The organism is Paenibacillus diazotrophicus, from assembly GCF_042610465.1.
In genome coordinates this window covers 1-22129 of sequence record NZ_JBGJZN010000013.1, presented here as the reverse complement: position 1 = coordinate 22129, position 22129 = coordinate 1, and the positions used below count along the sequence as shown (strand labels likewise).

The following is a 22129-nucleotide window of genomic DNA, read 5'->3' as shown; positions in this document are numbered from 1 at the left end:
TCATGTTGGTACCAAAACGCGTAAAACACCGTAAGCAACAACGCGGTCACATGAAGGGTATGGCAAAAGGCGGTACTGAGCTGAACTTCGGCGAATATGGCCTGCAAGCATTGGAACCATCATGGATCACTAACCGTCAGATCGAAGCTGCCCGTATTGCGATGACTCGTTACATCAAACGTGGTGGACAGGTTTGGATCAAGATTTTCCCAGATAAGCCTATTACTCAGAAGCCTCTCGAGGTTCGTATGGGTAGTGGTAAAGGTAACGTTGAAAAATGGGTAGCCGTAGTTAAACCGGGCAAGATTATGTTCGAACTCGGAGGCGTGTCGGAAGAAATCGCTCGTGAAGCGATGCGTCTTGCCGCTCACAAGCTGCCTGTGAAGACTAAGTTTGTGAAACGTGAAGAATTGGGTGGTGAAGCAAATGAAAGCTAATGAACTTCGCAACTTAACCACTGCCGAGATTGAACAGAAGATCGCTGGTTTCAAAGAGGAACTTTTCAATCTCCGTTTTCAATTGGCAACTGGCCAACTGGATAACCCGACTCGGATTCGTGACGTGCGCAAGGAAATAGCTCGTGCTAAAACCGTTATCCATCAAAGAGTACTTGGGATCAGTTAAGTGACGGCGGATTCTTAATCCGTAATCAGGAAGGAGGCTAACTATGAGCGAAGAACGTAATGCACGTAAAGTGCTGATCGGTAAAGTAGTCAGCGACAAAATGGATAAAACCATCGTAATTGCTGTTGAAACCTATAAAAAGCACAACTTGTACCACAAACGCATCAAGTCCACTAAGAAATTCAAGGCACATGATGAAGAAAATGTTGCAAAAATCGGTGATGTTGTGAAAGTCATGGAAACTCGTCCGTTGTCTAAGGACAAACGTTGGAGACTTGTTGAAGTGGTAGAAGCAGCGGTTATCATCTAACATGACCTATGAAGCTTGATCGGAAGGAGGAAATTAATAATGATTCAACCATTTACACGTTTGCATGTGGCTGACAACTCTGGTGCGAAGGAACTGATGTGTATCCGCGTACTAGGTGGTACTGGACGCCGTACAGCAGCAATCGGTGATTTGATCGTTTGTTCCGTTAAACAAGCAACACCAGGCGGCGTTGTCAAAAAGGGTGATGTTGTTAAAGCGGTGGTTGTGCGTACTAAACGTTCCGTTCGCCGTAAAGATGGATCGTACATCGCATTCGACGAAAATGCAGCTGTTGTTGTAAAAGACGACAGAAGCCCACGCGGAACACGTATCTTCGGACCAGTTGCTCGTGAACTTCGCGATAAAGACTACATGAAGATCGTTTCCTTGGCACCGGAAGTAATCTAATTACTACCCAAAAAGATTTGATCGTGCCCCAAAAAGTGTCATAGGAGGTGTAATAAATGCCTAGAGTGAAAAAAGTTCTGGAATCCCATAACAATAAACTGCACGTGAAAAAAGATGATGTGGTACTTGTGATCAGCGGGAAAGACAAAGGTAAAAAAGGCCGTGTCATCGCTGCTTATCCTCGTGAAAACCGCGTACTGGTAGAAGGCGTGAACATGGTGAAAAAACACCAGAAGCCGAACCAGTTGAATCCACAAGGTGGAATCATCGAGCAAGAAGCTTCGATTCATGTGTCCAACGTAATGCACATTGATCCGAAGAGCGGTAAAGTTACCCGTATTGGTTACAAAGTGCTCGATAACGGTAAGAAGGTTCGGGTAGCTAAGAGATCCGGAGAGATTATCGACTAATACAGTCCTAAAGAAAGGAGGTTAATCTTCATGGCGGCAAGAATGAAAGAACGTTTTCTTAATGAAATTACACCTGCTTTGATGCAGAAGTTTAACTATACAACTGTTATGCAAGTGCCTAAGATCGAGAAGATCGTCATCAACATGGGTGTGGGTGATGCTGTTCAAAACTCCAAAGTACTCGATGCTGCAGTTAACGATATGCAACTGATCGCTGGTCAAAAGCCAGTAATCACCAAAGCAAAGAAATCCATCGCCGGTTTCAAACTGCGCGAAAACATGCCAATCGGGGTTAAAGTAACACTGCGCGGAGATCGCATGTATTACTTCCTTGATAAATTGCTTAATGTAACTCTTCCACGCGTACGTGACTTCCGTGGGGTTTCGACTAAATCATTTGACGGTCGCGGTAACTATACACTTGGTCTTAAAGATCAATTGATTTTTCCCGAAATCGAATATGATAAAGTAGATAAAGCACGCGGTATGGACATCGTTATTGTAACGACTGCTAAGACGGATGAGGAATCCCGTGAGCTTCTGACTCAGCTGGGAATGCCTTTCACAAAATAAGGACGGTTCATCCATTTCTCCGAAAATGTTTAGGAGGTGTCAGGCTAAGTGGCAAAAACTTCAATGAAAGTTAAACAACAACGCGAGCCCAAGTTCAAAGTACGTGCATATACACGTTGCGAGCGTTGCGGTCGTCCACATTCGGTACTGCAAAAGTTCAAAATTTGCAGAATTTGTTTCCGTGAGTTAGCTTATAAAGGCCAGATTCCTGGCGTGAAAAAAGCAAGTTGGTAAGAAGTTTATAAACGGGAAGGAGGTTTACACACATGACTATGTCTGATCCTATCGCAGATATGCTTACTCGTATTCGTAACGCCAACACTGTGCGTCACGAGACAGTAGAAATGCCTGCTTCGACAATGAAAAAACAAATCGCGGACATTCTGAAACGTGAAGGTTTCATCCGTGACGCTGAATTCGTTGAAGACAGCAAACAAGGGATTATCCGTATCTTCTTGAAATACGGCCCGAACCAGGAGCGCGTTATCTCCGGTCTTAAAAGAATCAGTAAACCAGGCCTTCGCGTTTACACGAAGAGCAATGAAGTGCCTCGTGTACTCGGCGGCCTTGGAATCGCGATTATCTCCACATCTAAGGGAGTTATGACCGACAAAGAAGCTCGTCAATCTAAATCGGGCGGAGAAGTTGTCTGTTACATTTGGTAATAAACGTCACAAGATAAGGAGGTGCAACACATGTCTCGTATTGGTCGCAAACCAATCGCAGTACCTAGCGGTGTAGATGTCACTTTGGACAACACCGTTATTACAGTAAAAGGTCCTAAAGGCACTTTGACTCGTGAACTTCATAAAGACATGAAGATTACAGTTGAAAATAACGAAATCACCGTTGTTCGCCCATCGGACAACAAATTGCATCGTTCACTTCACGGCACAACCCGCTCCGTTGTCAACAACATGGTAAGTGGTGTGACTGAAGGTTTCTCGAAATCTCTGGAACTGGTTGGGGTCGGATATCGTGCAAGCAAATCCGGAGATAAAATCGTACTGAACGTTGGTTATTCCCACCCTGTTGAAATTTCACCAGAAGCGGGTATCGAGTTCGAAGTTCCTGCGAACACGAAGATCATCGTTAAAGGTATCGATAAAGAACGCGTTGGCGCTTATGCAGCCAAAATCCGTTCCGTACGCGAACCTGAACCGTACAAAGGTAAAGGTATCAAATATGAAGGCGAGCGTATCATCCGCAAGGAAGGTAAAGCCGGTAAGAAGAAATAATCGGCCCTATCTTAATTGTAAGATACCCCGTGCATCTTAAAGTGAAGCTGTTTACGGCAAACTGAAGGGAGTGAAAGGGAAGTCATGATTACAAAAGAAGATAAAAACAAGGCTCGTCTCAAAAGACACCTGCGTGTTCGTAAGAAAATTCAGGGAACTACTGAGCGTCCACGTTTGAATGTGTTCCGTTCATCGAAACACATCTATGCTCAACTGATCGATGATGTGACCGGCGTTACTATCGTATCCGCCTCGACACTTGATAAAGATCTGAGCGCTACTATCGGAAATGGCGGCAGCGTTGAAGCTGCAAGCAAGGTAGGTCAATTGATCGCTGAGCGTGCCAAAGAAAAAGGATATGCTGTGGTTGTATTTGACCGCGGAGGATACTTGTACCATGGACGGATTCAGGCTTTGGCTAACGCAGCTCGCGAAGCCGGTCTTGAATTCTAGAATATTTCTAAAAGGAGGTTAACGACTTGCGTGTAGATCCGAACAGTTTAGAGCTGACAGAAAGAGTTGTACACATTAACCGTGTTGCAAAAGTTGTAAAAGGCGGACGCCGTTTCAGCTTTAGCGCACTTGTTGTTGTGGGCGACGGCAACGGCTACGTCGGTGCTGGTATCGGTAAAGCCGGCGAAGTTCCGGATGCCATCCGTAAAGGCATTGAAGACGCCAAGAAAAACCTGATTCACATTCCAATCGTAGGAACTTCGATTCCCCATCTGGTTACTGGACATTTCGGCGCAGGACGCGTGCTGCTGAAACCAGCATCGGAAGGTACTGGCGTTATTGCTGGTGGTCCTGTTCGTGCGGTATTGGAATTGGCAGGCGTTGGCGACATCTTGACAAAATCTTTGGGTTCTTCGAATTCCATGAACATGGTCAATGCAACTTTGGAGGGACTTTCCCGTCTGAAACGCATTGAAGAGGTCGCGAAACTTCGCGGCAAATCTGTCGAAGAATTGCGCGGTTAAGGAGGGGAACGTCAATGGCAAAATTGCAAATTACCCTCGTACGCAGCGTAATCGGACGTCCAGAAACACAACGTGTTACTGTTAAGACGCTCGGTCTGCGTAAAACTAACTCGTCTGTGGTCCACAATGACACTCCTGCAATTCGCGGAATGATCAACAAAGTGAGCCACTTGTTATCCGTAACTGAAATTGAAGGCTAATCGCCTCTCATAAATTAACAAATATAAGGAGGTGCAAACGATGAAGTTACATGAACTTGCTCCAGCTCCAGGTTCACGCAAAGAACGCAACCGCGTTGGTCGTGGTCCTAGTAGCGGGAACGGTAAAACTTCCGGCCGCGGTCATAAAGGACAGAACTCCCGTTCCGGCGGTGGTGTTCGTCCAGGCTTCGAGGGTGGACAGAACCCACTCTATCGTCGTCTGCCTAAACGTGGTTTCATCAATCCTACCCGTAAAGAGTATGCGATTGTGAACCTGGAAGATCTGAACAGCTTTGCTGAAGGAACTGAAGTGACTCCACAGTTGCTTATGGAAACTGGTGTTGTCAAGAATTCCAAAAGCGGCATTAAGATTCTCGGTAATGGCGAGCTAGCCGTTAAATTGACTGTACAAGCAAATAAGTTCTCTCAATCTGCGGTAGAGAAAATCGAAGCTGCCGGCGGTAAAACCGAGGTGATCTAATGTTCAAGACGCTTAAGAATATATGGCATGTTGAAGATTTGCGCAAAAAGATCCTGTTTACCCTGTTCGTTCTGATCATTTACCGCATCGGTTCGTTTGTACCGGTTCCCGGTGTGAACAAAGAAGTTCTGGAATCAACAAATCAGAGCGGAGACGCTTTGATGGGTCTTTTAAACACCTTCTCGGGCGGAGCGCTCAAAAACTTCTCAATCTTTGCGATCAGTATTTACCCGTACATTACTGCATCCATCATTGTACAATTACTCTCGATGGATGTAATTCCTAAGTTTGCCGAATGGGCTAAACAAGGGGAGCACGGAAAAAAACAACTGGCGCAAATTACCCGTTACGGCACCGTTGTGCTCGGTTTGATTCAAGCTTTTGCTACATCAATCGGGTTTAACCGGATATATGGCACCGAGATGATTCCAAATGCAACCTTTGCGGATTACCTGCTTATCGCGATCATATTGACGGCCGGTACATCATTCCTGATGTGGCTAGGTGAGCAGATTACAGAAAAGGGAATAGGAAACGGGATTTCGATCCTGATTTTTGCGGGCATCGTCGCCGCCATCCCGGGATATATTACCACTACGGCGCAATCAAGTTTTATTCAGCCGGATCAGGTGTTCCTGAATATTCTTAAAGTCGTTATTGTTCTGATCGTGGTTATAGCGATTATTACTGGGGTTATCTTTGTACAACAAGGTATTCGGAAAATCCCTGTACAATATGCTAAACGAGTGGTCGGTAACAAAATGTACGGTGGACAGAATACGCACATTCCGCTTAAAATCAATGCGGCAGGTGTAATTCCGGTTATCTTCGCCGTATCACTGCTTCAATTTCCAATTGTTATATCGAGCTTCTGGGCAAGTCATGAATGGGCTAAATGGGTAACTGCAAATCTTTATTATGATAAGCCGCTCGGCATGGTCCTTTACGTGATCATGATCATCGGATTTACGTTCTTCTATACGTTTGTTCAGATGAATCCGCAGCAAATGGCTGATAATATGAAGAAGAACGGTGGCTATATCCCAGGCATTCGTCCAGGTAAAGCGACTGAGAAATACTTGACTCGGGTAATGTCTCGTCTGACTATGTCAGGTGCGATTTTCCTGGCTCTGATCTCTGTTCTTCCGGTATTCTTTGGTAACTTGTCCGGTCTACCCCGTTCGGTTAAGATTGGTGGTACCTCACTACTGATCGTAATTGGTGTAGCACTGGATACGATGAAGCAGATCGAGAGCCAATTGATCAAACGCCATTACAAAGGCTTCATCAATAAATAGTCGATAGGTTCCGGTGAAGCATAGCCTCACAGACTTCCCGGCACCTATTGTGCTGTTTCTTGCTTGGTGGCGAACTTTTGGGGGGAGAAGAGAAATCGTGAACATTTTATTCATGGGCCCTCCTGGGGCAGGCAAGGGGACACAGGCTGCTGTAGTTGTAAAAGAATTGGGTATACCTCATATCTCAACAGGTGATGCTTTCCGCTTGGCAATCAAGCAAGGTACTCCTGTAGGACTTAAGGCCAAATCTTATATCGATCAAGGTTTGCTTGTACCTGATGATGTGACCATTGGCATTGTTGAAGAACGGCTGCAGCAGTCCGATTGCGAAAAAGGTTTCTTATTGGATGGATTTCCAAGAACCCTTTCGCAAGCGGAAGCGCTGGAAGAAATCTTGAGCCGCTTGAATCGATCATTGGATCATGTAATCAACTTGAATGTGGACCGTGGACTACTGATGGCGCGTCTTACCGGACGCCGGATCTGTACCGTTTGCGGAACATCCTACCATTTGATTTTCAACCCGCCGAAGCAAGAAGGCATTTGCGACATTGATGGCGGTGCATTGTATCAACGTCCGGATGACAATGAAGAAAGTGTAGGCAAGCGTCTGGATGAGTATGACAACAAGACAGCGCCACTGCTTGCGTTTTATGACAATAAAGGTCTTTTGCGTCAGGTGAACGGGGAAAACGAAATCAATGTCGTTTCTTCCGAAATCGTATCTTTGCTGAGAGGTTAATGTAATGATCATTTGTAAATCCGAGCAGGAACTTGCCTTTATGAGGGAAGCTGGTCGAATTGTTGCCGAGAGTCACCGTTTGATCGCTGAGGCTATCCAGCCTGGCATTACAACAGGAGAACTCGACAGAATCGCCGATCAATACATTCGCAGTCAAGATGCTGTGCCGTCTTTCAAAGGTTACAACGGTTTTCCTGCCAGCATTTGCGCTTCAGTCAACGAACAATTGGTGCATGGATTTCCGGGTAAGCGAAAACTGGTCGAAGGCGATATCGTTACGCTGGACATTGGTGCAGAGTACCGCGGTTATCACGGTGATTCCGCCTGGACTTACGGGGTTGGCAGCATTTCCGAACACGCTCAGCGTCTGCTGGACGTTACGGAAGGCTCCTTGTACGCGGGACTGGCGTTAGTCAAACCGGATGTGCGCTTGTTTACAATCTCCCATGCTATTCAACAATACATCGAAGACGCCGGGTTCTCCGTTGTTCGCGAGTATGTTGGTCATGGCATTGGGGCAGAACTGCATGAAGAACCGCAAATTCCGAATTATGGCATAACGGACCGCGGACCACGTCTGAAACCGGGTATGGTGCTCGCGATTGAGCCGATGGTAAACGCAGGGGATAGATATGTCAAAACACTGGAAGATAACTGGACGGTCGTTACGGTAGATGGTTCATTGTGTGCTCACTTTGAACACACAGTAGCAGTTACACCGGACGGCATGGAAATTTTCACTAAACTGAATGCGTAGGTGATCTTCACGTGAATACTGGGAGCAGCCCGCAGATTGGTCAAATCGTGAGAATTCTCAAAGGTAAAGATACCGGAGAGGCTGCCGTTGTTATCGCAGTTGTTGATAGCAGATTTGTATATATTGCCGATGGAGACAAACGCAAGTTTGATGCGCCGAAGAAGAAGAATATTCAGCATTTGGAGCTCATACCCTTCATCAGCAGTGAGATTGTGAACAGTTTGGAAGAAACCGGCCGGGTCACGAACGGAAAGCTGCGTTTTGCAGTTATGAAGTATGGTGCACCAGCTGGAAAAAGTGCTTATGAGAAAGGAGACTAACTGTGGCTAAGGAAGATGTCATTGAGGTGGAAGGTACGGTCATTGAACCGTTGCCGAATGCAACATTTAAGGTAGAGCTTGAGAACGGTCATCAAATACTTGCCCATGTGTCCGGGAAATTGCGGATGCACTTTATCCGTATCCTTACCGGAGACAAAGTGGTCGTGCAGTTATCGCCTTATGATTTATCAAAAGGTCGTATAACTTACCGTAAATAGATGGGAACTACAACAAAAGTTTTGCTTCGCAAAACTTTGAGGAGGTAATTAACATGAAGGTAAGACCTTCTGTGAAGCCCATTTGCGAGAAATGCAAAGTCATCCGCCGCAAAGGGACTGTTATGGTAATTTGCGAAAATCCGAAACACAAACAAAAACAAGGTTAAGAAGGGGGTGTAGCGTAAAATGGCTCGTATAGCTGGAGTGGATTTGCCACGTGATAAACGCGTTGAGATCGCCTTGACTTATATTTTCGGAATCGGTAAAACGACTTCCCAGAAAATTCTTAATGAAACAGGCATTGACGTTAACACACGTGTCCGTGATTTGACGGAAGATGAAGTCAGCAAACTGCGTGAAACGATCGACAAAGAAGTTAAGGTTGAAGGTGACCTTCGTCGTGAAATTTCCTTGAATATTAAACGTCTTACTGAGATCGGCTGTTACCGCGGTGTTCGTCACCGTCGTGGATTGCCTGTTCGCGGTCAGCGTACTAAAACGAATGCCCGTACCCGTAAAGGCCCGCGTCGTACGGTAGCAAACAAAAAGAAATAAGAAGAGGTGATAAGAGACAATGGCTAAACCGAAAAAAGTCGTACGTACTAAACGTCGCGACCGGAAAAATATCGAGTCTGGCGTGGCACATATCCGTTCCACGTTCAACAACACTATCGTTACGATCACGGATCCCCACGGAAATGCAATTTCCTGGGCAAGCTCCGGCGGTCAAGGATTTAAAGGTTCCCGTAAATCGACTCCATTCGCAGCGCAAATGGCAGCCGAAACTGCAGCAAAAGCAGCTATGGAACACGGCATGAAGTCCGTTGAAGTTATGGTTAAAGGACCGGGCGCGGGCCGCGAAGCAGCCATCCGTTCCCTTCAGGCCGCTGGCCTTGAAGTAAACCTCATTAAAGACGTAACACCGGTTCCTCACAATGGATGCCGTCCGCCTAAACGTCGTCGCGTATAGTGAAATCAGAATTGTGATTGTGGTATAATTCTGACGCATCTGCTAATAATAGGTGTTTAGGCATACTACATGATGCACCTGATGGGTGACAGTTTCATATAGGAGCGACGTTTGAAGGAGGGGTACACTCGTGATAGAAATCGAAAAGCCGAAGATTGAGACCGTAGAAGCCAACGATGATGGAACCTATGGGAAATTTGTAGTTGAACCGCTGGAACGTGGATATGGCACGACTCTGGGGAACTCGCTTCGCCGGATCTTGCTTTCCTCCCTTCCGGGAGCCGCAGTGACTTCGGTCCAAATTGACGGCGTTCTGCATGAGTTCTCGACCGTTCCTGGCGTAATGGAAGATGTGACGGAAATCATTCTGAACCTTAAAGCTCTTTCCCTGAAAATCCATTCAGACGAAGAGAAAGTGTTCGAGATTGATGCTGAAGGTGAAGGCATCGTTACCGCAGGTGATATCCGTGCGGACAGCGATGTTGAGATCCTGAACCCGGATCTTCATATTGCAACGCTGGGACCTGGTGCGAGACTTCACATGCGAATTTTTGCAGGCCGTGGACGTGGTTACGTCCAAGCGGACCGTAACAAGCGTGACGATCAGCCCATCGGAGTTATCCCGGTGGATTCCATCTATACGCCTATCTCCCGTGTGAATTATGGCATCGACAACACTCGTGTAGGTCAAGTGACCAACTACGATAAGCTGACGATGGAAATTTGGACGGATGGCAGTATCAGACCGGAAGAGGCTGTTAGCCTTGGAGCCAAAATTTTGAACGAACACCTCGTTTTATTCGTAGGTCTTACGGATGAAGCGAAAGACGCCGAAATTATGGTTGAAAAAGAAGAAGACAAAAAAGAAAAAGTGCTTGAGATGACAATCGAAGAGCTTGATCTTTCTGTGCGTTCTTACAACTGCCTCAAACGTGCCGGTATTAATACCGTGCAAGAGCTGACTACGAAAACTGAAGAAGATATGATGAAGGTCCGCAACCTGGGCCGCAAATCTTTGGAAGAAGTTCAAGAGAAGCTCGAGGAACTTGGTCTGGGACTCCGTACAGAAGAATAGCTGGCAGATTGCTTGAGTAAAGGAGGGAAAACAAATGGCATACCAAAAGTTGGGCCGTGATTCCAGTGCGCGTAAAGCGTTGTTCCGGGACATGGTAACGGATCTGTTTCTTTATGAGCGCATCCAAACAACAGAAGCTAAAGCGAAAGAAGTTCGTTCTATCGCTGAAAAGCTGATCACTAAAGCGAAAAAAGGCGATCTTCATGCTCGTCGTCAAGTAGCAGCATTTGTCCGCCGTGAGACTGTAGACGGTGAACAGGATGCAATCCAAAAATTGTTCTCTGACATTGCTCCTCGTTACACAGAGCGTCCAGGTGGATACACTCGTATCCTGAAGCTGGGACCTCGTCGTGGCGATGCTGCGCCTATGGTTTATCTTGAATTGGTAGACCGCGCGTAGGATTACAAGTTATGATTTCCGGATGTACCCCTTAACGCACATGCACTTATGTAGTATGGGCAGAGAAGTATTTAAAGTTATTGTGCTGCAGGGGCATTTAGGCCCTGCTGTACAATATCCGCGGGAATCACCTTGTATAGAGTAGAAGGAGCTCCCGCCGGGGCTCTTTTTTTTTGAAGACAATGCTTATGGAGTATGGAGCCGCTGAAAGGAAGAACGGAATGCGTAATCTATTGATGAAGGTCAATTATGACGGTACCCTCTATGATGGCTTTCAGACCCAGCCTGAGGGCAATACGATACAGGACCATATTGAACATGCAATACTGCATCTGACCGGTGAGAAGCTCAAAATAACGGGTTCTGGACGGACTGATGCAGGTGTACATGCTTATGGTCAACCGTTTAACTTCCTGACTTCTTCTAAGATTCCACTTGAGCGGTGGTGTCTGGCTCTGAATGCTCGGCTTCCGCAGGATATTGTGGTCACCGAAGCACAGGAGGTTCCGCTTGATTTCCATTCTCGTAGAGGTGCCAAGCGTAAAACCTATCGTTATACGATTAACGGCAACCGGTTCCCTGACCCGTTCCAGCGTCGCTGGCAGTATCATCATCCAGTGAAGCTGGACATTCCGGCTATGCAGCAAGGCCTGTACGCTATTGTTGGTACCCATGACTTCACATCGTTTGCATCCAGGAAGTCTACAAAGACTTCCCATGTCCGGACGATTTTTGAAGCTCATATGGAGGTAGACTATAGTATGTGCCGCAGCGGATCTCTAGATCAGGGAGTTATTCACACTTATATAACAGGTAGCGGCTTTCTGCAGCACATGGTACGTATAATTATGGGAACTCTGGTTCATGTGGGTGAAGGTAAGATTCGGGCGGAGGCGGTTGCTGGTATTCTGGCAGCCTGTGACCGTGCGGCGGCGGGACCTACTGCTGTGGCTAATGGATTGGCCCTATGGAGCGTAGAATATGATGAAGCGGGGATCTAGACATTCTGTTTTTGTTTAAATAAAAAATCAAGGAATGTAATAAATCACTTGCACTAGTTATGTTTATGCTGTAATATAAAAGTTGTGTTTTCTTGATGGCTATCCCACAGCCCCGATCAAGGAAATGCCAACAAACAAGCTTTTCTTAACTCACATAATTGTAATCCAATGAGAAACAAGATATACGAAACAGATGATTTTCGTACGAGAACAAGGAGGAAACATTCATGCGTACCACCTATATGGCGAAGCCGAACGAAGTTGAACGCAATTGGCACATCATTGATGCCGAAGGCAAAACACTTGGTCGTCTGGCAAGCGAAGCCGCTGCTTTGATCCGTGGCAAACACAAACCGCAATTCACTCCACATGTTGATACTGGAGATTTCGTAATTGTTATCAACGCTGAGAAGATTCACCTGACCGGTAAGAAAATGCAAAACAAGAAATACTACCGTCACTCGATGCACCCAGGTGGTTTGAAAGTCACTGTTGCAGAAGACCTGATCAAGACCAAACCTGAGCGTATGATTGAATTCGCAGTTCACGGTATGATTCCTAAGACTCGTCAAGGGGATCACATGAAGCTGAGACTCAAAGTATATGCAGGCGCTGAGCATCCACATGCAGCACAAAAACCTGAAGTTTACGAACTTCGCGGATAAGAATAGAGGAGGACAGTTTCATGGCACAAGTACAATACTATGGGACAGGTCGTCGTAAACATTCGGTAGCACGTGTTCGCCTTGTACCGGGTGAAGGACGCATTGTCATTAACAAACGTGAGATGGACGAATATTTCGGTGTGGAAACACTGAAAATGATCGTAAGACAACCTTTGAACCTGACTGAAACTCTGGGCAACTACGATGTAATCGTTCTTGCACATGGTGGCGGCATTTCCGGTCAAGCTGGAGCAATTCGTCACGGGATTTCCCGTGCATTGCTGAAGGTTGATCCTGAATATCGCGGAGCTTTGAAGAAAGCTGGATTCCTGACTCGTGACCCACGTATGAAGGAACGTAAGAAATACGGCCTCAAAGCCGCTCGTCGCGCTCCACAGTTCTCGAAACGTTAATATCTCTTGTATATCAAGGAATTCAAGCCTCTGGCCCTCGCGGTCGGAGGCTTTTCTTTTACATTTAATTCAATTCCCCATCAGTTCAAATATTCTATTAATATTTCCGCGTTATTCTATAGATATCCCGAGTTAGTATGTATATTTCATGCCTATCTTGGCTCTACCGGTTTCCGGTAGGGCCCCTTTTTTTGTCCGAATATGCTTGAGTAGCTGCATGAGTTTATCTTCTTTCAAAACTTTCACCCAAAATGGATAAAAGCATTGACTTCAGTTCTGAATGCATTATACTATTCCATATAAGATTAGTTGGGATTAACGGAAATGAATGTATCAGTGTTTTGTGAGATATCAGGATGGAGGAGTATAATAATGAACTTACTGGAGAAAGAAGAATTAATCAGAGTGAAGGCTGAGGAATTGGAGAACGCAACACCTGAGGATATCATACGTTGGGCCGTTGAAACTTTTCCTAATATAACCTTTGCCTGCAGCTTTGGAGCAGAAGATGTAGTACTTGTAGATATGATCCAGAAAGTTAGTCCTTCAACAGATGTTTTCTATTTGGATACAGATTATCACTTTAAAGAAACTTATGAGACAAGAGATGTAATGGCCAATAAATACGGTATGGAATTCGTCCGGGTATCACCGCAGATTACCCCTGAGGAACAAGCTGTGCAGTATGGAGAGGCTTTATGGAATACTGATCCTAACCAGTGCTGTGCAATCCGCAAGGTAGAGCCGTTAACCCGGATTCTTTCGCAATATGATGCCTGGATTACAGGAATTCGTCGTGATCAGGCTCCAACGCGTGCCAATGCCAAAAAAGTCGAATACGATAATAAGTTCGGTCTTGTCAAATTTAATCCGATTGCCAACTGGACTACAGAGGATGTATGGAACTATATACGCGAGAATGATGTTGTGTATAACCCTCTACATGACCGCAATTTCCCGAGCATCGGCTGTGAGCAATGTACACGGGCGGTAATGCCAGGTGAAGATCCACGTGCAGGAAGATGGGCGGGTTCGGACAAGACGGAATGCGGATTGCATAAATAAGGATAGAATTCGAATTGCACAGAAGGAGAGAGCATAGATGACTTCAATACTTCCTCATGGAGGAACACTTATTCAGCGTGTAGCTGAAGGGGCACAGAGAGAAGAACTGCTTCAGGAGGCTTCAGGTTACAAACCAGTTACTGTGAATAGATGGACCTTGTCAGATTTAGATCTCATAGGAGTAGGTGCGTTTTCTCCGCTTACGGGCTTTTTGAATGAAGAAGATTACCACTCTGTAGTCAAAAGCATGCGTCTTTCCGATGGCGCGGTATGGAGTATCCCTGTTACATTGGCCGTAGAAGATGAAGTGGTTTCTAGTCTTGCCGTGGGCGATAGAGTTGCGCTGATTGGTGAGGAGGACGGAGTTGTTTATGGACTGCTTGATATTGAAAGTATATATAAAGTAGATCAGGAGTTTGAAGCGAAGAATGTGTTCAAAACAACGGATCCCGCACACCCTGGTGTGAGCAAGTTGCTGGCTAGACCGGCCACTTATGTGGGGGGACCCATTACAGTTTTGAATCGTCCTCAGCCGGAGAAATTTGGAGAATTTTATTTTGATCCTGCCGAGACACGCCAAATTTTTGCGGATAAGGGTTGGAGAACCGTTGTAGGGTTTCAGACGCGCAATCCTGTGCACCGGGCACATGAGTATATCCAGAAATGCGCTATGGAGGTTGTGGATGCACTGTTCCTTAATCCTCTGGTAGGGGAGACCAAATCTGATGATGTTCCAGCCAATGTACGCATGAAGAGTTATCTTGCACTATTGGAGAACTATTATCCGGAAAACCGTACTTTTCTTGGTGTATTCCCAGCTGCTATGCGTTATGCCGGACCGAGGGAAGCGATTTTTCATGCCATGGTTCGTAAGAATTATGGGTGTACTCATTTTATAGTCGGTCGGGATCATGCGGGTGTAGGTGATTATTACGGCACTTATGAAGCGCAAGAGATCTTCTCGAATTTTACGGCAGATGAGCTGGGAATCACTCCATTGTTCTTTGAACACAGTTTCTTTTGTGTAAAATGTGGCAATATGGCTTCCAGTAAGACCTGTCCGCACCCAAGCGATCAGCATTTGACCCTGTCCGGCACGAAGGTACGCGCACTACTGAGAGATGGAAAATGTCCGCCTCCGGAATTCACGCGTCCAGAGGTAGCTGAAATTCTTATCGAAGGAATGTCCGCAGAAGTCATTACTGAATCCTAAGAGCCAGTACTAATTGGCCCTCTTGTCCCATATAGATGAGTAGAATCTATCGGGACGAGGGGGTCTTTGTTATGTCTGGCCGAAAGCAAGGGAAAGTCTCGGTCTGGATCTCATGGAGCAGCATCAAAAAAAGTATGGTAGGTGCTGTTTTGCTAGTAGTCATGATCTGTATTATTGCTTATGATATGCCAACTGCCAAAACGTTGAATTACTGGAGCCTGCCATTGTCCGGTAAAACAATTGCTATTGATGCAGGCCATGGGGGCCCTGATGGTGGGGCAGTTAGCCGGGAGGGGTTAATTGAAAAGGATATCAACCTTTCGGTTGCTCTATACCTGCGGGATTATCTGCAGCAGTCAGGAGCGATAGTGATGATGACCCGGGAAGGGGATTATGACTTGGCCCTGCAAGATACCAAAGGCTACTCCAAACGCAAGACAGAAGATCTGAAGCAACGTGTAAGAAGTATTGAGGAGAAGAGGGCTGACCTGTTTATAAGTGTGCATATGAATAGTGTGCCTTCAGGACGCTGGAGCGGAGCACAGACCTTCTATTATCCGAACAATGAAGGGAACAAAGCATTGGCAGACTTTGTGCAGGATGAGCTCAGAACCACACTAGAGAACACGGACAGGGTGGCGAAAACCGTGAATACTGTTTATTTGTTAAAAGCTCTAAAAATGCCTGCTGCGCTTGTGGAAGTCGGTTTCCTATCCCATCCTCAAGAATCAGCTTTGTTAGGGGATGAGGTATACCAACGGAAGGTTGCCACCGGCATTTATCGCGGGATTCTGCGATACGCTTCTGAACGGCCTTGAGTGGTTACTACGCTTTTGCGGAAAGGTAATGTATAATGGATCAAAAATACCGGTATCTTACCCATCCGGTAGGAAATAGAGGTGCTTTCCATGCTGACCAGGGAACAAATTCAGGAATTATTGCAGCCGCTTACTGACCCGGAATCCGGAAAAAGCCTTATCGAATTACAGCTGATTCGCGATATCATGGTCAAAGAAGACCGGATCTCACTGTCGATCGTGTGTCTGGATACCGAAGAGAAAAGCCGTATGGAGCTTGAGCAAAGTGTGCGTGACTTGCTAACTGAGGGAGGAGCGGGCAATATTCATATCCGGCTGCGTGATGCCACTGACTATGAGCGCGCTATTCTTCGCGGAGAGAGCACGGAGGATGAACCCCAATCACAACAGGGAGACTCTTTAAAAGGGCATGCAGCGGGCCTGGAGGGGCATGACCTGATCAATGAGAACTCAGGTGTGAACTTCATCGCAGTTGCCAGCGGCAAAGGCGGCGTTGGTAAGTCGACTGTCACGGTTAATTTGGCAGTGGCGCTGGCTAGAAAAGGCAAGAAAGTCGGACTGATTGATGCTGACATCTATGGATTCAGCATTCCCGATATGATGGGAATTGAAGAAGGCCCGATTGTGGAAGAAGGAACTATTATTCCTGTGGAACGTTTTGGAGTAAAAGTCATGTCTATGGGATTTTTCATCCGTGAGAATAGCCCTGTTATCTGGAGGGGACCGATGCTCGGCAAAATGCTTCGCCAGTTCTTCAGCGATGTCAGCTGGGGTGAACTTGATTACATGCTGCTCGATCTGCCACCGGGTACAGGTGACGTAGCACTTGATGTCCATCAGATGCTGCCGCACAGTAAGGAGATCATTGTTACTACCCCACATGCGACAGCTGCCTTTGTAGCAGCAAGAGCGGGTTCTATGGCGCTACAGACCGACCACGAGATTCTTGGGGTCATTGAGAACATGGCTTATTATGAATGTTCCTCCTGCGGGAAGAAGGATTACATCTTTGGCCGTGGAGGTGGAGCGAGATTGGCGGAAACCCTTCATACAGAGCTGCTGGCCCAGATCCCTCTGGGTGCACCGGACAATCATATTTCTGAACCGGATTTCTCGCCGTCTGTATACAAGGCTGAGACAGCTACTGCACAATTATTTGCTGGGATGGCTGACAAGCTGATTGCCAAATATGAACAGTGAGTGATAACCCAAAAAAGAGGCTGATTCCGAACTGATCCGGAAGGCCTCTTTTTTAGAGTTATGATCCTGAATCACCGCTACCATCCTTGCTGTCTCCACCGCTTCCCTGATCTTTACCCGAATCCTTTTTTTCAACCTTAGGCTGCAATTCGTCTTGAACCACTGTTTTAAGGAGATCAAGTACCTCCATACGGAAGAGCGGGTTCTGCATTGCTTCCTGCATGATGGTCATGGATTGCTTGCGGTAATCGGACGTTTTGGTAAGATCAAGGAACATCTTCATCATTTCGGGTGATTTCATAATTTCAGCAACGGATTTCTGATATGTCGGATCTTTGATCAACTGAAGGTGGAGCTCTTTGCTTTGGGAATTAATTGCTTTTGCGAAGTCTCCGGCGAACTGTGGATCTGTCATGATTTTTTCAATTTCTTTCTGATACTCGGGTGCAGTGATCGTGTCCTTTACAGCAACCCGGATTTGCTCGGTGGTTTGCAGAGGCATCATTTTCATGCTAAGACCGCTGGAGCTGCTTCCCTCAGAGCCTGAAGAGGATAGTGCCTCCTCGACTGCCTTCTTTCCCTCTTCGCTTTTCAATATATCTACAACCATAGTCTTCATTTCCTTATAACTGACTTGTCCAGAAGAGGAACCGCTCTGTTCACTGCCACAAGCCGTCAAGGTCATAACCATGCTTAGCAACAAGCTTCCGGTCCACAAGGTTCTCCACTTCATTGGTGCTGCCCTCCTTTATAGGATTCCTGCATGTAGTATGCCGCAGAGGTGGGCTTTTATGTTGTGCTTGCAATGGTTTTTTGACGGTAAGCTTGGTAAAATAAATCTGACATGTGGGAGGTGAAAAGGCTGAATATAAGGAAATGGTTTTATTTGTTCTGGACCACGCTTCTGATCGGGGCGGGAGGGGCCGTTGTTGCCGGGCTACTTCTGCAAGTAGTTAACGGTAGGATCGATTTCAAAAGTACTGCCGATTCATTGATCTATCCGCTTATACTTCTTGGTTATGGCATGCTTGTGAGCGTTTACGCTCAACTTGGATTCTTTGCGTATCTTATTCTGAACTATATGGGAATCGGGGTCTTCCCGCGAAAGGCCTGGCAATATATCCAGATCATTCTATCTTTGCTTGCCCTGCTTGAACTGATTTTTTTGCGTACCTTCGTGGGTGGAGGCCGAAATGTACTCTCTGATTTGCTTTTGGGTATCGGCATTCTGCTTACTGCAGTTATTGTCGCTTATTTCAAAGTACGGAGTACGAATAGATCAGCCTGGATTCCGACATTTTTCTTTTTGACAGCTATCACCATCGTGGAGATCATTGGTGTACTCCGAATCGGAGTAGACAGTGCCACTGTTTTTATTGTGGTTCCGCTCATTGCCTGTAATGCATACCAAATCTTGATGCTACACCGGATTCTGAAACCCAAACACTCATAAAGCTATGCAGCAAATAACCCCGCTACTCATTTAAGAGAAGACGGGGTTTTGTTGAAATAGATACAAGCTACGATTAAAAACGGAAGCAGCAGGTTAATCTTTAAGAACAGTGTACATAACTAAAAACCGTTTGAAGACCACTAGGAGGGAATATATGAACATCAAGCGCTATATGATAAAAGACACAAAGGAATCTGTCCTGAAACATCTTGACCCCGATGAGAGCGGGGACTTTAAATCAAAAGAAGAAGCAGAAGCCAAAATGGCAAAGCTTAAAGAACGTCTCGCTGAACTGCAGGATATTCTTTTTGCCCAGAAAAAGCACTCCCTGCTAGTTATCCTTCAAGGCATGGACTCCAGTGGGAAAGACGGAACCGTCAAGCATATTTTCTCCGGTATTAATCCACAAGGATTTATGGTCACCAGCTTCAAGAAACCTTCCCTAGAGGAAGAAGCTCATGATTTCCTGTGGAGAGTGCACATGAAGACGCCTCCCAAGGGTTATATTGCCGCTTTTAACCGCTCGCACTATGAAGATGTTCTTGTACCCCGGGTGCATGGAAATCTCAAAAAAGAAGAAATGAAGCGCCGCTTTCGCTACATTCGCGAGTTTGAGGCCATGCTGGCGGAAGAAGGGACAACGATCATCAAGCTCTTTTTGCATATCTCCAAGGATAAACAGCTTGAAAAGATTCAGGAACGGCTGCAGGACCCGACCAAGCATTGGAAGTTTGATGCCAGTGATCTGCAGGAGCGGGAATATTGGGATGATTATCAGGAAGCATACGAAGATGCTTTTAGGGAGACAAGTAGTGATGCAACACCCTGGTATTGGATTCCGGCCAATCACCGGTGGTATCGCAATTATCTGGCTTTAGCCATTGTTGTTAAGACGCTGGAGAGCCTGGATCTGAGCTATCCGAAGCTGGATGACCCCACACCGGATATTTCAGAACTCATTTCCCCACGACATTAGGATGTTCGACTGACCAAAGAAGGACTGCTGGTATGAACCTGGGTATTTACATACCGGCAGCATCCTCTAAACCTTCATTTAGCATGGCGGAATCGCGAACTTCCTTGCCCTCGGCGCTGCTTTGGCTAATCAGCTCAGACACTGTGACAAATTCATAACCTTGACTACGGAGTTTGTCTATAATCTGCGGGAGGGCTTCATGGGTCTGCTTGCAGGAATCACTGGCATGCAAAAGCACGATATCGCCGGGATGGGCCTTACTGGTCACACGGTTCACAATATTGTCTACACCGATGTTTTTCCAATCCAGCGAATCTGTATCCCACTGTATCACCTTGTAACCCAGATCACTTGCAACTTGAAGCACTCTTTTGTCAAAATCGCCATTTGGCATCCGGATCAAATTCGGCTCTTTGCCGGTAAGTTCGGTCAGCACGGTATGGGCTGTCGTAATCTGGTTCTTTATTTCTTCGTTGCTCAGGGTACTGTAGTTCACATGCTTGTGGCCATGGCTGCCAATTTCATAACCGGCGTCTTTAATACTGGTAACAATTTCCGGATGTGTTTTGCTCCAGGGAGACGAGAGGAAGAAGGTCGCTTTATCTACCTTTTTGTCTTCGAGCACCTTCAGAATCGGCTCTGGCCGTTTCTCCCCCCAGCTGATGTCAAACGTTAAGGCGATTAGCTTCTTTTCTGTCGGTACGCTGTAAATGGCGGAAGGGGCTGTTTCCGAAAAAACGGTAATATTGCCTCTCTCGACATAGACGACACCAGCAGCAAGAAGCGCAGCGGCAAAGATATAGATGAACCGTTTAATCTTCTTACCGCTGAATACATAAAAAGAATTCATATTATTAGCGCTCCTCTCCCATGCGAAATGCTTGTTTGTTCTAAATGTATGCTCGTACAGGGCGCTTATGACCTTAGATATGTCCATTATACTTTCAGGAGGTAATTATGCTGTCTTTCCCCGCTTTCGCAAGAGATGTATCAAGAATTCGTAAAGCATTATTACTTGCTATCTTATTGTTTGTGGCGGGAGGGATTATCGGTTGGATCGGCACCGGCAGCCTGCAAAAGCTTTTATCAGAGCAATTAGAAGGTTTGAGCAAAATCAGTGGTAGCCTCAAGGAGTCGCCACATCCACAATGGAGCTTTTTTCAATTTATATTTTTGAACAACAGCATCAAAGGTGTGCTCATAATCTTTTTAGGTGCCCTATTTGGAATATTGCCTGCATTATTTTTATTGATAAATGGCGGAGTGATTGGTTATCTGATTCATTTGTCGGCATTGCAGGGATTGGATTTGTTCGACCTTATCGTAAAAGGACTATTGCCGCATGGGATTATTGAAATCCCGGCAATTATCATCGCCTGCGCATTTGGCTTACAGTTTGGCTGGAATGTAATCTCCGATTTATTCAGTTCATCAGCTACAAGAGAACAGAGAAGCGGTGCGTGGCCAGCCTTTATGCGCCAAACCTTAAGAGCTTCCATCTGGATTGTTATTCTACTGTTTGTAGCAGCGGTCATTGAAAGTACAATTACATTTTCATTATTATCATAAAAATTCAGAGAAATGAGCATAACATTAAAGCCTTTCATTGTGGAATTACCGTTGAGGATATGAGTTCGCGTTTTTGAAGGAGGCCATACAGAAGATTTTCTTAATTATGGTTATAGATGCGATGCTCCGGTTAATCTAGTGTAAGTGGATATCTAACGCAGCTTTCCCCAAACAATGGACTTTCTTCTTTAGCACAAGTAGCGACATTAAATGGATTTGGTTGTATTAAAATTGATGAAGGAGGCCAAGCATATGTTGGGAATGTTGTTCAATGAAAAAGAGTGCAAGGAGCTGGATTATGTTCTTCGTAAAGAGCTTGATGAAATGCTCCTTGATTTAAGTGATCAACGCTTGGACCAAAATATCAGGCATGCCATAGCCAATCGATATAAAACTGTATTCCGGATGTATGCTCGTTTTGCTCCGCAGAAAGAGCTGTCCAAGTATGCATGGGGAGGACGTTATTCACAGTCCAAACATTAGCAAGTTCGATTTCAATTAAAGAGGTTGACTAAAAGGGAGCTGCTGTGATAAATTATATCTCGCGCTCCTTTTCTATGTAATGAAGAGTAGCCAGCGGTGAGGAAAAATGAAAAACACTTTTTTCAAAAAAGTACTTGCCAAATGCTTGGTCGCTGTGATATATTATAAAGGTCGCCGCTGACAAGCGACGATGAAGGAAAATAAGACATTGATCTTTGAAAACTGAACAACGAGTGAGTGGGATTTCACGCAAGTGAGATCCAAAATAGAGA

General features: G+C 45.8%; 37 protein-coding genes. 34 read left to right on the top strand and 3 right to left on the bottom strand.

Annotated elements, in window-relative coordinates; genetic code table 11:
* Positions 1-2: 2 nt before the first annotated feature.
* The 30 genes from rplP to ACAN54_RS28470 all read left to right on the top strand — a co-directional run bounded on the left by rplP (position 3) and on the right by ACAN54_RS28470 (position 17376).
* A complete protein-coding gene (rplP, locus tag ACAN54_RS28615; protein ID WP_039298647.1) occupies positions 3-437 on the top strand; it encodes a 50S ribosomal protein L16 in 435 nt (144 codons plus the stop codon).
* Positions 427-624: a 50S ribosomal protein L29 gene (gene rpmC / locus ACAN54_RS28610; RefSeq protein ID WP_019908232.1), complete on the top strand. Its 198-nt coding sequence runs from the start codon at positions 427-429 to the stop codon at positions 622-624. Before rplP ends, rpmC begins: the two co-directional genes overlap by 11 nt.
* Positions 625-667: 43 nt before the next feature.
* The gene (rpsQ, locus tag ACAN54_RS28605; RefSeq protein ID WP_379163828.1) at positions 668-934 is read left to right on the top strand and encodes a 30S ribosomal protein S17; all 267 of its coding nucleotides are present in this window, start codon (positions 668-670) and stop codon (positions 932-934) included.
* 39 nt (positions 935-973) lie between these two features.
* Positions 974-1342 carry a 50S ribosomal protein L14 gene (gene rplN / locus ACAN54_RS28600; RefSeq protein WP_019908234.1) on the top strand — a complete coding sequence of 123 codons (369 nt, stop codon included), beginning with the start codon at positions 974-976 and terminating at the stop codon, positions 1340-1342.
* Between the two features lie 56 nt (positions 1343-1398).
* Complete coding sequence (gene rplX / locus ACAN54_RS28595; protein WP_019908235.1) at positions 1399-1752, top strand: 50S ribosomal protein L24; 354 nt, start codon at positions 1399-1401, stop codon at positions 1750-1752.
* 30 nt (positions 1753-1782) lie between these two features.
* Positions 1783-2325, top strand: a complete 543-nt coding sequence (rplE, locus tag ACAN54_RS28590; RefSeq protein ID WP_074086530.1) for a 50S ribosomal protein L5 — start codon at positions 1783-1785, stop codon at positions 2323-2325.
* A 48-nt stretch (positions 2326-2373) separates the two neighbouring features.
* Positions 2374-2559 (top strand): type Z 30S ribosomal protein S14, encoded by a 186-nt coding sequence (locus ACAN54_RS28585; RefSeq protein WP_036589425.1) that lies wholly within the window; start codon positions 2374-2376, stop codon positions 2557-2559.
* Between the two features lie 32 nt (positions 2560-2591).
* Positions 2592-2990 carry a 30S ribosomal protein S8 gene (rpsH, locus tag ACAN54_RS28580; RefSeq protein WP_019908239.1) on the top strand — a complete coding sequence of 133 codons (399 nt, stop codon included), beginning with the start codon at positions 2592-2594 and terminating at the stop codon, positions 2988-2990.
* Positions 2991-3020: 30 nt separating this feature from the next.
* Positions 3021-3563: a 50S ribosomal protein L6 gene (gene rplF, locus ACAN54_RS28575; protein ID WP_379163824.1), complete on the top strand. Its 543-nt coding sequence runs from the start codon at positions 3021-3023 to the stop codon at positions 3561-3563.
* Between the two features lie 84 nt (positions 3564-3647).
* On the top strand, positions 3648-4016 hold the full coding sequence (rplR, locus tag ACAN54_RS28570) for a 50S ribosomal protein L18 (RefSeq protein WP_379163821.1): 369 nt from the start codon (positions 3648-3650) through the stop codon (positions 4014-4016).
* A 26-nt stretch (positions 4017-4042) separates the two neighbouring features.
* A complete protein-coding gene (rpsE, locus tag ACAN54_RS28565; RefSeq protein WP_036652980.1) occupies positions 4043-4540 on the top strand; it encodes a 30S ribosomal protein S5 in 498 nt (165 codons plus the stop codon).
* A 14-nt stretch (positions 4541-4554) separates the two neighbouring features.
* On the top strand, positions 4555-4740 hold the full coding sequence (gene rpmD / locus ACAN54_RS28560) for a 50S ribosomal protein L30 (RefSeq protein WP_019908243.1): 186 nt from the start codon (positions 4555-4557) through the stop codon (positions 4738-4740).
* A 40-nt stretch (positions 4741-4780) separates the two neighbouring features.
* The gene (gene rplO / locus ACAN54_RS28555) at positions 4781-5221 is read left to right on the top strand and encodes a 50S ribosomal protein L15 (protein WP_379163818.1); all 441 of its coding nucleotides are present in this window, start codon (positions 4781-4783) and stop codon (positions 5219-5221) included.
* On the top strand, positions 5221-6519 hold the full coding sequence (gene secY / locus ACAN54_RS28550; RefSeq protein ID WP_379163815.1) for a preprotein translocase subunit SecY: 1299 nt from the start codon (positions 5221-5223) through the stop codon (positions 6517-6519). Before rplO ends, secY begins: the two co-directional genes overlap by 1 nt.
* 97 nt (positions 6520-6616) lie before the next feature.
* A complete protein-coding gene (locus ACAN54_RS28545) occupies positions 6617-7261 on the top strand; it encodes an adenylate kinase (protein WP_379163812.1) in 645 nt (214 codons plus the stop codon).
* A 4-nt stretch (positions 7262-7265) separates the two neighbouring features.
* Positions 7266-8018, top strand: coding sequence for a type I methionyl aminopeptidase (map, locus tag ACAN54_RS28540; protein ID WP_379163809.1), 753 nt, complete (start codon positions 7266-7268; stop codon positions 8016-8018).
* 11 nt (positions 8019-8029) lie between these two features.
* Positions 8030-8338 carry a hypothetical protein gene (locus ACAN54_RS28535; protein WP_379163806.1) on the top strand — a complete coding sequence of 103 codons (309 nt, stop codon included), beginning with the start codon at positions 8030-8032 and terminating at the stop codon, positions 8336-8338.
* Between the two features lie 2 nt (positions 8339-8340).
* Positions 8341-8556, top strand: a complete 216-nt coding sequence (gene infA / locus ACAN54_RS28530) for a translation initiation factor IF-1 (protein ID WP_018753971.1) — start codon at positions 8341-8343, stop codon at positions 8554-8556.
* A 53-nt stretch (positions 8557-8609) separates the two neighbouring features.
* On the top strand, positions 8610-8723 hold the full coding sequence (gene rpmJ, locus ACAN54_RS28525; protein WP_003322638.1) for a 50S ribosomal protein L36: 114 nt from the start codon (positions 8610-8612) through the stop codon (positions 8721-8723).
* Between the two features lie 19 nt (positions 8724-8742).
* Positions 8743-9111, top strand: a complete 369-nt coding sequence (rpsM, locus tag ACAN54_RS28520; protein WP_036721817.1) for a 30S ribosomal protein S13 — start codon at positions 8743-8745, stop codon at positions 9109-9111.
* A gap of 19 nt (positions 9112-9130) precedes the next feature.
* On the top strand, positions 9131-9526 hold the full coding sequence (gene rpsK / locus ACAN54_RS28515; RefSeq protein WP_020427052.1) for a 30S ribosomal protein S11: 396 nt from the start codon (positions 9131-9133) through the stop codon (positions 9524-9526).
* Positions 9527-9656: 130 nt separating this feature from the next.
* The gene (locus ACAN54_RS28510; protein ID WP_379163802.1) at positions 9657-10601 is read left to right on the top strand and encodes a DNA-directed RNA polymerase subunit alpha; all 945 of its coding nucleotides are present in this window, start codon (positions 9657-9659) and stop codon (positions 10599-10601) included.
* 34 nt (positions 10602-10635) lie between these two features.
* Positions 10636-11001, top strand: coding sequence for a 50S ribosomal protein L17 (gene rplQ, locus ACAN54_RS28505; RefSeq protein WP_019908254.1), 366 nt, complete (start codon positions 10636-10638; stop codon positions 10999-11001).
* 221 nt (positions 11002-11222) lie between these two features.
* The gene (truA, locus tag ACAN54_RS28500; protein WP_379163799.1) at positions 11223-12002 is read left to right on the top strand and encodes a tRNA pseudouridine(38-40) synthase TruA; all 780 of its coding nucleotides are present in this window, start codon (positions 11223-11225) and stop codon (positions 12000-12002) included.
* A gap of 227 nt (positions 12003-12229) precedes the next feature.
* Positions 12230-12667 (top strand): 50S ribosomal protein L13, encoded by a 438-nt coding sequence (gene rplM / locus ACAN54_RS28495; RefSeq protein WP_042140128.1) that lies wholly within the window; start codon positions 12230-12232, stop codon positions 12665-12667.
* Positions 12668-12687: 20 nt separating this feature from the next.
* Complete coding sequence (gene rpsI / locus ACAN54_RS28490; RefSeq protein WP_042140127.1) at positions 12688-13080, top strand: 30S ribosomal protein S9; 393 nt, start codon at positions 12688-12690, stop codon at positions 13078-13080.
* A gap of 372 nt (positions 13081-13452) precedes the next feature.
* Positions 13453-14145 carry a phosphoadenylyl-sulfate reductase gene (locus ACAN54_RS28485; RefSeq protein ID WP_379163796.1) on the top strand — a complete coding sequence of 231 codons (693 nt, stop codon included), beginning with the start codon at positions 13453-13455 and terminating at the stop codon, positions 14143-14145.
* A 37-nt stretch (positions 14146-14182) separates the two neighbouring features.
* The gene (gene sat / locus ACAN54_RS28480; protein WP_379163793.1) at positions 14183-15358 is read left to right on the top strand and encodes a sulfate adenylyltransferase; all 1176 of its coding nucleotides are present in this window, start codon (positions 14183-14185) and stop codon (positions 15356-15358) included.
* Positions 15359-15429: 71 nt separating this feature from the next.
* Complete coding sequence (cwlD, locus tag ACAN54_RS28475) at positions 15430-16176, top strand: N-acetylmuramoyl-L-alanine amidase CwlD (RefSeq protein ID WP_379163790.1); 747 nt, start codon at positions 15430-15432, stop codon at positions 16174-16176.
* Positions 16177-16266: 90 nt separating this feature from the next.
* Complete coding sequence (locus ACAN54_RS28470) at positions 16267-17376, top strand: Mrp/NBP35 family ATP-binding protein (RefSeq protein ID WP_379163787.1); 1110 nt, start codon at positions 16267-16269, stop codon at positions 17374-17376.
* Between the two features lie 58 nt (positions 17377-17434).
* Here the strand turns inward: ACAN54_RS28470 and gerD are convergent, their stop codons facing one another.
* Entirely contained in the window at positions 17435-18109 is a 675-nt protein-coding gene (gene gerD, locus ACAN54_RS28465; RefSeq protein WP_379163784.1) for a spore germination lipoprotein GerD, read from the bottom strand.
* A gap of 129 nt (positions 18110-18238) precedes the next feature.
* Here gerD and ACAN54_RS28460 point away from each other — a divergent pair, with 129 nt between their 5' ends.
* Both ACAN54_RS28460 and ACAN54_RS28455 read left to right on the top strand, forming a co-directional pair.
* Positions 18239-18829, top strand: coding sequence for a KinB-signaling pathway activation protein (locus tag ACAN54_RS28460; RefSeq protein WP_379163925.1), 591 nt, complete (start codon positions 18239-18241; stop codon positions 18827-18829).
* A 154-nt stretch (positions 18830-18983) separates the two neighbouring features.
* Positions 18984-19805: a PPK2 family polyphosphate kinase gene (locus ACAN54_RS28455; RefSeq protein ID WP_379163781.1), complete on the top strand. Its 822-nt coding sequence runs from the start codon at positions 18984-18986 to the stop codon at positions 19803-19805.
* A 46-nt stretch (positions 19806-19851) separates the two neighbouring features.
* Here the strand turns inward: ACAN54_RS28455 and pdaB are convergent, their stop codons facing one another.
* Positions 19852-20655: a polysaccharide deacetylase family sporulation protein PdaB gene (pdaB, locus tag ACAN54_RS28450; protein ID WP_379163778.1), complete on the bottom strand. Its 804-nt coding sequence runs from the start codon at positions 20653-20655 to the stop codon at positions 19852-19854.
* A 107-nt stretch (positions 20656-20762) separates the two neighbouring features.
* Between pdaB and ACAN54_RS28445 the strand changes: the two genes are divergently transcribed.
* Together ACAN54_RS28445 and ACAN54_RS28440 are read left to right on the top strand one after the other, a co-directional pair.
* On the top strand, positions 20763-21374 hold the full coding sequence (locus tag ACAN54_RS28445) for a stage II sporulation protein M (RefSeq protein ID WP_379163775.1): 612 nt from the start codon (positions 20763-20765) through the stop codon (positions 21372-21374).
* A 252-nt stretch (positions 21375-21626) separates the two neighbouring features.
* Positions 21627-21857, top strand: coding sequence for a hypothetical protein (locus ACAN54_RS28440; RefSeq protein WP_025706563.1), 231 nt, complete (start codon positions 21627-21629; stop codon positions 21855-21857).
* Positions 21858-21909: 52 nt separating this feature from the next.
* Here the strand turns inward: ACAN54_RS28440 and ACAN54_RS28435 are convergent.
* Positions 21910-22129, bottom strand: a 220-nt coding sequence (locus ACAN54_RS28435; protein WP_379163772.1) for a hypothetical protein, incomplete at its 5' end; no start/stop codon positions are given.

What these genes read in the sequence shown, in the direction of transcription:
- rplP (WP_039298647.1), top strand. Translation starts at nt 3, where the DNA reads ATGTTGGTACCAAAACGCGTAAAACACCGTAAGCAACAACGCGGTCAC.
- rpmC (WP_019908232.1), top strand. Translation starts at nt 427, where the DNA reads ATGAAAGCTAATGAACTTCGCAACTTAACCACTGCCGAGATTGAACAG.
- rpsQ (WP_379163828.1), top strand. Translation starts at nt 668, where the DNA reads ATGAGCGAAGAACGTAATGCACGTAAAGTGCTGATCGGTAAAGTAGTC.
- rplN (WP_019908234.1), top strand. Translation starts at nt 974, where the DNA reads ATGATTCAACCATTTACACGTTTGCATGTGGCTGACAACTCTGGTGCG.
- rplX (WP_019908235.1), top strand. Translation starts at nt 1,399, where the DNA reads ATGCCTAGAGTGAAAAAAGTTCTGGAATCCCATAACAATAAACTGCAC.
- rplE (WP_074086530.1), top strand. Translation starts at nt 1,783, where the DNA reads ATGGCGGCAAGAATGAAAGAACGTTTTCTTAATGAAATTACACCTGCT.
- rpsH (WP_019908239.1), top strand. Translation starts at nt 2,592, where the DNA reads ATGACTATGTCTGATCCTATCGCAGATATGCTTACTCGTATTCGTAAC.
- rplF (WP_379163824.1), top strand. Translation starts at nt 3,021, where the DNA reads ATGTCTCGTATTGGTCGCAAACCAATCGCAGTACCTAGCGGTGTAGAT.
- rplR (WP_379163821.1), top strand. Translation starts at nt 3,648, where the DNA reads ATGATTACAAAAGAAGATAAAAACAAGGCTCGTCTCAAAAGACACCTG.
- rpmD (WP_019908243.1), top strand. Translation starts at nt 4,555, where the DNA reads ATGGCAAAATTGCAAATTACCCTCGTACGCAGCGTAATCGGACGTCCA.
- rplO (WP_379163818.1), top strand. Translation starts at nt 4,781, where the DNA reads ATGAAGTTACATGAACTTGCTCCAGCTCCAGGTTCACGCAAAGAACGC.
- secY (WP_379163815.1), top strand. Translation starts at nt 5,221, where the DNA reads ATGTTCAAGACGCTTAAGAATATATGGCATGTTGAAGATTTGCGCAAA.
- map (WP_379163809.1), top strand. Translation starts at nt 7,266, where the DNA reads ATGATCATTTGTAAATCCGAGCAGGAACTTGCCTTTATGAGGGAAGCT.
- rpmJ (WP_003322638.1), top strand. Translation starts at nt 8,610, where the DNA reads ATGAAGGTAAGACCTTCTGTGAAGCCCATTTGCGAGAAATGCAAAGTC.
- rpsM (WP_036721817.1), top strand. Translation starts at nt 8,743, where the DNA reads ATGGCTCGTATAGCTGGAGTGGATTTGCCACGTGATAAACGCGTTGAG.
- rpsK (WP_020427052.1), top strand. Translation starts at nt 9,131, where the DNA reads ATGGCTAAACCGAAAAAAGTCGTACGTACTAAACGTCGCGACCGGAAA.
- rplQ (WP_019908254.1), top strand. Translation starts at nt 10,636, where the DNA reads ATGGCATACCAAAAGTTGGGCCGTGATTCCAGTGCGCGTAAAGCGTTG.
- truA (WP_379163799.1), top strand. Translation starts at nt 11,223, where the DNA reads ATGCGTAATCTATTGATGAAGGTCAATTATGACGGTACCCTCTATGAT.
- rplM (WP_042140128.1), top strand. Translation starts at nt 12,230, where the DNA reads ATGCGTACCACCTATATGGCGAAGCCGAACGAAGTTGAACGCAATTGG.
- rpsI (WP_042140127.1), top strand. Translation starts at nt 12,688, where the DNA reads ATGGCACAAGTACAATACTATGGGACAGGTCGTCGTAAACATTCGGTA.
- ACAN54_RS28485 (WP_379163796.1), top strand. Translation starts at nt 13,453, where the DNA reads ATGAACTTACTGGAGAAAGAAGAATTAATCAGAGTGAAGGCTGAGGAA.
- sat (WP_379163793.1), top strand. Translation starts at nt 14,183, where the DNA reads ATGACTTCAATACTTCCTCATGGAGGAACACTTATTCAGCGTGTAGCT.
- cwlD (WP_379163790.1), top strand. Translation starts at nt 15,430, where the DNA reads ATGTCTGGCCGAAAGCAAGGGAAAGTCTCGGTCTGGATCTCATGGAGC.
- ACAN54_RS28470 (WP_379163787.1), top strand. Translation starts at nt 16,267, where the DNA reads ATGCTGACCAGGGAACAAATTCAGGAATTATTGCAGCCGCTTACTGAC.
- gerD (WP_379163784.1), bottom strand. Translation starts at nt 18,109, where the DNA reads ATGAAGTGGAGAACCTTGTGGACCGGAAGCTTGTTGCTAAGCATGGTT.
- ACAN54_RS28455 (WP_379163781.1), top strand. Translation starts at nt 18,984, where the DNA reads ATGAACATCAAGCGCTATATGATAAAAGACACAAAGGAATCTGTCCTG.
- pdaB (WP_379163778.1), bottom strand. Translation starts at nt 20,655, where the DNA reads ATGAATTCTTTTTATGTATTCAGCGGTAAGAAGATTAAACGGTTCATC.
- ACAN54_RS28445 (WP_379163775.1), top strand. Translation starts at nt 20,763, where the DNA reads ATGCTGTCTTTCCCCGCTTTCGCAAGAGATGTATCAAGAATTCGTAAA.
- ACAN54_RS28440 (WP_025706563.1), top strand. Translation starts at nt 21,627, where the DNA reads ATGTTGGGAATGTTGTTCAATGAAAAAGAGTGCAAGGAGCTGGATTAT.